This window comes from Nostoc sp. CHAB 5715, from assembly GCF_020829685.1.
Taxonomy (GTDB): domain Bacteria; phylum Cyanobacteriota; class Cyanobacteriia; order Cyanobacteriales; family Nostocaceae; genus Nostoc.
Window position 1 is genome coordinate 1 of record NZ_JAIVFR010000323.1, and the last position, 7,109, is coordinate 7,109.

Below are 7,109 nucleotides of genomic sequence, written 5' to 3' on the forward strand. Positions count from 1 at the left end.
AGATACTTTACTACAAGGTAGATGGGAAATTGCACCTCATCCTCATGACCCACCGCATACGCCAGATAATCATGCTTGGATTTCGGTGATACCTGCTCGGTTTATCGGAAATCATACTCGGTGTCGAGTTCAGGTGGATACGAGTAAATTGATGGCGGATAAGCAGTATAAACGTCAACTCATACTGCACAGTAATGCCTATCCAGCAATTCACACTTTAACGGTGAAGGTGCAGACGGCTGCTTTACCAATTGAAAAGCGAAAGATACCCTCTGGTGGTTTAATTGGGCTGTTTTTAGTGGCTGTGTTGGTAGCTATGGCTACGACTTGGTTTATTACTTATGCTGCAAGTGCTTTTGCAAGTTGGTATTTACAAAATGTTGTATATGAGTGGATTCTGTTTAGCAGTATTTCCTCACTTATGTTTGGGTTTTGGACGGGTTATTCCGAACTAAAGGGAGGAAAATCTGTGGATGAGGCTGTGGGTTTGGCTGTGGGTTGGGCTGTGGGTTTGGCTGTGGGTTGGGCTGGTTTGGCTGTGGGTTGGGTTGGTTTGGTTGTAGGTATAGCCGCGGGTTTGGCTGTGGGTTTGGCTGTGAATTGGGTTATAAATTTGGCTGAAGACTCATTTACAACTGTACTAATACTACTAACATTAGGATTTGGAGCTAGCGCAGGAACTGGGATAGTAGCGGGCTTTCTAAATCAATTTATTTTGTTAGCACTAACCGGAACCAGTTTACTCGCACTTTCCATGCTGCTTTATTCACCTCTAAAAAGACGTAGGTTAATTACTAAATATCGCCAGTCTGAGGAATCTTTAATTAAACCGTAATCAAACAGATCCCCGACTTCTTAAAGAAGTCGGGGATCTTGTAGTGTTTGTGAGTAAGATAAGATCGCACTCTCTTTTTTTCTGCCTAACTTAAGAATGCGAAGCCTTTTTTTACAAAGCGTTAATGTAGTGCGGTAAGCGATAGCTATGCCGTCAGGCTTATCGCTTTCACAAAAAGATTACGATATATATAAACAAATAAATATAGGTCAATCTATGTCTACCAAACATATCGCAGAGTATTTCAACTTTCTCTCTTCTGAAGACATTAGACTGAAAGATTCAAGAATTGGTATTGAAACAATTCTTTATGAATACATTGATTGTGGACGTTCTCCAGAAGAAATTGCCCAAATTTATCAAACAATCTCTTTAGAACAAGTATATGCAACAATTCTTTATTATCTGCAAAACAAAGAAGCTGTCAGTGCTTACATGAAAAACTGGATAGAACACGGTCATAGAATGCGAGAACAACAGAGGCTTAATCCTCCACCTGTATCAGAAAAAATGCGTCAAATCCGAACTGAAAGACAAGCCAATGTGAAAATATAGCAGGGCTATTTCGTTGCAGACAGAAACCGCCCAGAACTGAAGTTCTTTGGCTTTTAGCTAAAGTCCGTTAAAACGGACTATAAACTTTTCTCAGTCGTCTTAAGAAGACTTTCGCTATAAGAGAGGTGAATTCATTCGGAGGCGGACTATATGAGAATGAAATAGCCCTGGAAAATATAGAAGAATTAATAATAGCTGCTTTTGCATCAGAAGAAGATGAATATCAAGACCGAATAGTTTATTTACCCTTACCCTAAAAATAAGCGATCGCCTACGGTACGCTACGCGATCGCCAACTACAAAACTAAAACTGCTAAAATAAATCCATAACTACTTGATGCCGTATCCATTCTATGACCATAGCTCAAGAATTAGATGATCAAAAAGGCATCTGCGAAGATGTTATATTTCCCCCTGGTGATTTATATAGTGATGAGCCTCCCTTGGAAAGCGAACTACATCTAGAGCAAATCATGCTCTTACTCAAATGCCTAAAATGGCTGTGGCGAGATAAAAATGATTTCTATGCAGCAGGAAACCTGACTATCTACTACAGTCCACGCCAACGCAAATCAGAATACTTCCGAGGGCCAGACTTTTTTGTAGTACTGGGAACTGAACGTAAAACCCGTAAAAGTTGGGTAGTCTGGGAAGAAGATGGCAAATATCCAAATGTAATTCTGGAAATTTTGTCTGACTCAACAGCGAATACTGACAAAAATTTAAAGAAAACAATTTATCAAGATACTTTTCGCACGCCTGATTATTTTTGGTTCGACCCTTACACACAAGAATTTGCGGGATTTCATTTAGTAGATGGAGAATATCAACCTTTACAAGCAAGTGAAGAAGGATATTTGTGGAGTCATCAGCTAGGTTTATATTTAGGAGTTTATCAGGGACTATTGCGGTTTTTTACACGAGATGGTCAATTAGTGCCAACACTTGAAGAAGCGACAGAACAAGCTGAACAAAAAGCAGAACAAGCTGAACAAAAAGCAGAACAAGCTGAACAAAAAGCAGAACAAGCTGAACAAAAAGCAGAACGTTTGGCTGAAAAACTGCGGGAGTTAAATATCGACCCAGATACAATTTAGGGTACTGCGATCGCGTATAATATCGTAGGCATCGCCTTTTTTTAAAAAGCGTTAATCTACTGCGGTAAGCGATAGCTATGCCGTCAGGCTTATCGCTATCTACAACTCTGTTAAAATCAACCTAGAACTAATTGATGCCGGATTGATTCTATGACCATCACCCAAGAATCAGAATCTACTGAAGACATTTCTCAAGATGTGATATTTCCACCAGGTGATTTATATAGTGACGAACCTCCCTGGGAAACAGAACTGCACATGCGACAAATAATCTTACTTTTAGAATGCCTGAAATGGCTGTGGCGAGACAGAAATGATTTTTATGCGACGGCAAACCTGACTATCTATTACAATACGCAACAACTAAAATCAAGACACCTTAGTAGCCCAGACTTTTTTGTAGTATTAAAAACAGAACGTAAAATCCGCAAAAGTTGGGTAGTGTGGGAAGAATATGGCAAATATCCCCATGTCGTCGTAGAAATTATGTCGGAATCAACAGCCCAAACAGACAAAGGTATAAAGAAAGAAATTTATCAAGATACTTTTCGCACGCCGGATTATTTTTGGTTTGACCCATACACATTAGAATTTGCCGGATTTCATTTAGTAGATGGAAAATATCAACCTTTACAAGCAAATGCACAAGGGCATTTGTGGAGTAAACAATTAGGGTTATATTTGGGAATTCATCAGGGATTATTACGTTGGTTCACACCTGATGGACAATTAGTACTGACACTAGAAGAAACTATCGTGCAGGCACAAGAAACCATAGTAAAAGCACAAGCGAAAGAAAGAGTAGAACGTTTGGCAGCAAAATTGCGAGAGTTAAATATCGATCCAGATACAATTTAGATTAATATAATAATCGCATAGCGTAAAGTATTACACCCAAAGATAGTTCAACAGATTATACAAGCTATCAAACCTGATGAAAATGATCGGGTGCATCCCAGTTTTTATTTTGCTCTTGAGAATAACTGTCATTGCGAGGAGGAACGACGAAGCAATCTCATGGACTCGTTTTGAAGAGAAGAATTTTGCGATTGCTTCGTTCCTCTCTTCGAGACGCTACGCGAACGCAATGACATGTAAAAAAGTGGGATGCTCCCAAATGATCTGGCTGATGATAAAACCTGAATTTATAATCTATTGCTCAACACTCCACAAATATATGAGCGATCGCTTCACTAATTCATTTAGGATAGTGTTGTGCTAAAAACTCCTCAGCTTCAGTCCTATCTTTAATCACTCCATCTAAGGTAGCAGCAACTACATCATCTAATATTTGCCGATACTGCGGCCCTGGTTTGTAACCAAGTTTCTTTAAATCATTGCCATTCAATAGTGGCTGCACATTCGCCCAAACAGTTAAATATTCCCAAATCTGATGTCTAAGCGATCGCGGATTTTGCAAAGCAATTAAAATCAGCATTGGTAAGTCGTACTGTCGCAGCAACTGCACTACTTGACTGGGACTTTGACACTTAGGCAAAGATTCCATCACCTCAGTTTGGGCAGAAGCCAAGTGTTGCAAGCGTTTAATGCTATCCTCTTGCAGTTGCAGATTTTTTGCTACTTTCACTCGATATTGTGGTGCTAGATGGGCGATTAACGCTTCTAAGCGCATTTCCCAATGGATGAGGGTTGGTTGCGGGTCAAATCGCCGCAAACAGCGTTCTAGCAAACGTAATTGTCGCAGGAGTTCTGCGTCTAGCTTCAGGGTAGGATGGATACATTGCAATGCCCCTAAATTATCGAGTAACTGTAAAGCCGATTTCCAGTAGGGTGCTTCTAGGATGTGTTTTAATTCTGTTTTCAGTCTAGTTTGTAGGGCTGGAGTTTTGCTATTCTCTTGAGCAGTGCGATCGTAAACGCCACTGTTGATCGCATAGCGGATAAACTCTTCTGTTTGCGGTTCAATCTGAAATCCGAAGCGCACAGCAAAACGCACGCCACGATAAATCCGGGTGGGGTCTTCGATAAAGCTATTGGCGTGCAAAACCCGAATTTGCTTGGCTTGTAAATCGATTAATCCACCAAAGAAATCAAGTAATTCACCAGCACGGGGAGTAGTGAGGCGCAAAGCAAGGGCATTGATGGTAAAATCTCGACGATACAAGTCTTGACGAATGGAACTCGCTTCAACTTCTGGATTTGCTGCTGGATAAGGATAAAATTCCGTTCTAGCGGTGGCAATATCTACCCATAGAGAATCTAATTCTGGGTCTTTGTGCCACAACAAAGCAGCAGTTTGAAAAGCTCCGTGGATTTCTAAGCGGGCCGCAGGGTAAAGTTGTTGGAGTGCCTTTGCTAATTCTACACCAGCACCAACATCTGCTGATTTGTGAAAGCCATCAACCACAAGATCAATATCTTTAATCATCAAAGTGCCTGATGCTGCTTCAGCTAACAGTAAATCCCGCACTGCACCCCCGACAAGATAAAGATGCCAACCCCGTTTTTCTGCCTCTTGCGATGCTGTAGTGAGTAATTGCCACAGTTGCGGTGCAAGGCGATTTTGCAACTCAGTGCTGAGAGGAATTTTGAATTTTGTTAGCGCCGCGTTAGCGAGTCGGCTAGCGTCATTTTGAATTTTGAATTTTTGTCCCTCTTCGTCTTCATCCCTTTCTTGATGTAATTCCCGCAATACATCAGTACGAGTGACCAGACCAACTAACTGCTCATTCTCCAATACTGGTAAGCGTCCGATATCATAAGTCACCATCAGTGCTTCAATTTGTGGCAGTGTCGTATCTGGTGCGATCGTTTTAAGATTTGTGGTCATATAGCCTTTAACTGGCGCATGACTAAATCCGTGGTGCAGGGCAACATCAAGATCCCGGCGCGAAATAATACCTACTAACTGCCCTTGGGCATCGACTACAGATAAACCAGAGTGTCCATAGCGTAATAAAATGCGCTGGGCTTCGGCAATTGTAGTTTCAGGCAGAATCGTGCGAACAGGAGAGGACATCAAGTCCCTAGCTGTGGGGGGATGGGGAATTTGCGCTTTTACCCCGTCAAGGAGTTGTTTTAATATTGCCTGTGAATCAACTCCCCTTAGGTTTAGCGATGCGGCTTGTGAATGACCGCCGCCACCTAGAAGTTGGAATAATAGGTTAAGATTCGTTTTGGGAATTTGCGATCGCCCAATTACAGTTAACCGTGAATCCTCTTCACCTAAAGGATACTCATTAGCCAACAGTAGGGCATCAATTTCGGTTAATTCCACGAGTTCCGATGCCAAACTCGATAACCCAGGCACAAAATTTTTAGTTCTTAGAGTTACCCAAGCAACCGTGTATCCGCGTAGGCAAAGATATTCTAAATTTTCCAGCGATTCAGTTAATAACTGCTGCAATTGCGGTGATAATCCAGGGTCACGGTAGGTAGAAATTACTGATAAACTAGCACCTTGTTGCATCAACCAAGCCAAAGCTAGGGCATCCCGTGGTGTGGACTGGTCATAAGTCAAAGAGCCAGTGTCAACGTGGATACCCAAAGCCATCACAGTTGCTTCGGCAGGAGTCAAGGAAATTTCCTGTTGTTGCAATTGCTCAACGATTAAAGTTGTGGCTGCTCCTACTGAGGAAATATATGATTCGGTAGCCGGAATATCTGAATCTTGTCCTAAGTGATGGTCATAAATTATAATTTCTCTAATATGGGGTAAATCTAACCACTGGGCAGCCTTACCCAAGCGATCGCGCCGTTGCGTATCCACCACAGTCAGAGAACGAATTTTTTCTGGATTCACCGAACGGCGTTCAATTAGCGGATATTCATCCCGATGCAATGCTAAAAAATCCCGTACAGGAGGGTGAGAACCGCCAGTCAGCACAATCTTACTTCCCGGTAATAGACGCGTTAACCCTACTGCTGCTCCTAGTGCGTCAAAATCTGCTGTTGTGTGACAAAGAATTAAATCCATAGTTAAGAGCCATTAGTTAAAACTTAAAGTAGCCCCACATCTGACCCGTAGGGCAGCATAAGATAAATTTTTAGGCGGTAAGGAGAACTCAGACCCAACCAATAACGACTCTCACTCGTTGAGGAAAAGGGTAGGCGACGAATCGCCAATTTAATAAGCTTTTTCTGGTAAAATACTTGTGGTAAGCTTGACCCACATTGGTGTCTGATAAGCCTCTGTCCAGTAGCATTGCGACTATTGGTAAGCGACTTTGTTGCACAGCATGAAAGTAAGTCGGCACATCTTGATTAATACAAATTACCGATTGGTTTGTCTGATAGCGCGAATATGCACGCCAGTTGCTACAAGTCGGGGAACCCGCCCAACGCACTGGCTCCAGCATTTCATCCAGGATAGTAAAATTTGTAGGGTACAGGGTAAGAAATTCATAGTCTGCGGTAGGGCATTCCGTGGACTTAAAATAAAGCTCAACGCCTCCTAAGCAATAGCTGGATTGGTTGAGAAGCCTACACTGTAAAGCTTGCTGTCAGTGTAGGAGTATGTCACGATATTCTATCCTTAGTATTTAGCTGTATTGGGAGAATCAAAAATGACCATAATATTCCAATTTGCCTTGATAGGTCTAGTCCTATTGTCTTTTGTCCTGGTTGTTGGCGTCCCCGTTGCTTACGCCACTCCCCAAAAT

Annotated in this window: 7 protein-coding genes and 1 pseudogene; 6 read left to right on the forward strand and 2 right to left on the reverse strand. The window is 41.9% G+C overall.

Annotated elements, in window-relative coordinates:
* The 5 genes and pseudogenes from LC574_RS38110 to LC574_RS18585 all read left to right on the forward strand — a co-directional run.
* Positions 1-835 (forward strand): annotated as a pseudogene (locus LC574_RS38110) (serine/threonine protein kinase); the annotation flags it as partial.
* A gap of 216 nt (positions 836-1,051) precedes the next feature.
* A complete protein-coding gene (locus LC574_RS18575) occupies positions 1,052-1,390 on the forward strand; it encodes a DUF433 domain-containing protein (protein ID WP_229454872.1) in 339 nt (112 codons plus the stop codon).
* Positions 1,391-1,515: 125 nt separating this feature from the next.
* Entirely contained in the window at positions 1,516-1,647 is a 132-nt protein-coding gene (locus LC574_RS38115; RefSeq protein WP_267871591.1) for a hypothetical protein, read from the forward strand.
* A gap of 96 nt (positions 1,648-1,743) precedes the next feature.
* On the forward strand, positions 1,744-2,487 hold the full coding sequence (locus LC574_RS18580) for a Uma2 family endonuclease (protein ID WP_229454873.1): 744 nt from the start codon (positions 1,744-1,746) through the stop codon (positions 2,485-2,487).
* 150 nt (positions 2,488-2,637) lie between these two features.
* A complete protein-coding gene (locus tag LC574_RS18585; RefSeq protein ID WP_229454874.1) occupies positions 2,638-3,345 on the forward strand; it encodes a Uma2 family endonuclease in 708 nt (235 codons plus the stop codon).
* A gap of 340 nt (positions 3,346-3,685) precedes the next feature.
* On the opposite strand, the gene LC574_RS18590 is transcribed toward LC574_RS18585, so the two are convergent.
* Together LC574_RS18590 and LC574_RS18595 are read right to left on the reverse strand one after the other, a co-directional pair.
* Positions 3,686-6,424 (reverse strand): CBS domain-containing protein, encoded by a 2,739-nt coding sequence (locus tag LC574_RS18590; RefSeq protein ID WP_229454875.1) that lies wholly within the window; start codon positions 6,422-6,424, stop codon positions 3,686-3,688.
* Between the two features lie 88 nt (positions 6,425-6,512).
* A complete protein-coding gene (locus tag LC574_RS18595) occupies positions 6,513-6,806 on the reverse strand; it encodes a hypothetical protein (RefSeq protein ID WP_229454876.1) in 294 nt (97 codons plus the stop codon).
* 207 nt (positions 6,807-7,013) lie between these two features.
* Between LC574_RS18595 and psbZ the strand changes: the two genes are divergently transcribed.
* Positions 7,014-7,109: photosystem II reaction center protein PsbZ (gene psbZ / locus LC574_RS18600; protein ID WP_229454877.1), on the forward strand; the 96-nt coding region annotated here is incomplete at its 3' end.

Excerpts from the sequence above, each read along its gene's own strand:
- LC574_RS18575 (WP_229454872.1), top strand. The coding sequence starts at position 1,052 with ATGTCTACCAAACATATCGCAGAGTATTTCAACTTTCTCTCTTCTGAA.
- LC574_RS18580 (WP_229454873.1), top strand. The coding sequence starts at position 1,744 with ATGACCATAGCTCAAGAATTAGATGATCAAAAAGGCATCTGCGAAGAT.
- LC574_RS18585 (WP_229454874.1), top strand. The coding sequence starts at position 2,638 with ATGACCATCACCCAAGAATCAGAATCTACTGAAGACATTTCTCAAGAT.
- LC574_RS18590 (WP_229454875.1), bottom strand. The coding sequence starts at position 6,424 with ATGGATTTAATTCTTTGTCACACAACAGCAGATTTTGACGCACTAGGA.
- LC574_RS18595 (WP_229454876.1), bottom strand. The coding sequence starts at position 6,806 with ATGCTGGAGCCAGTGCGTTGGGCGGGTTCCCCGACTTGTAGCAACTGG.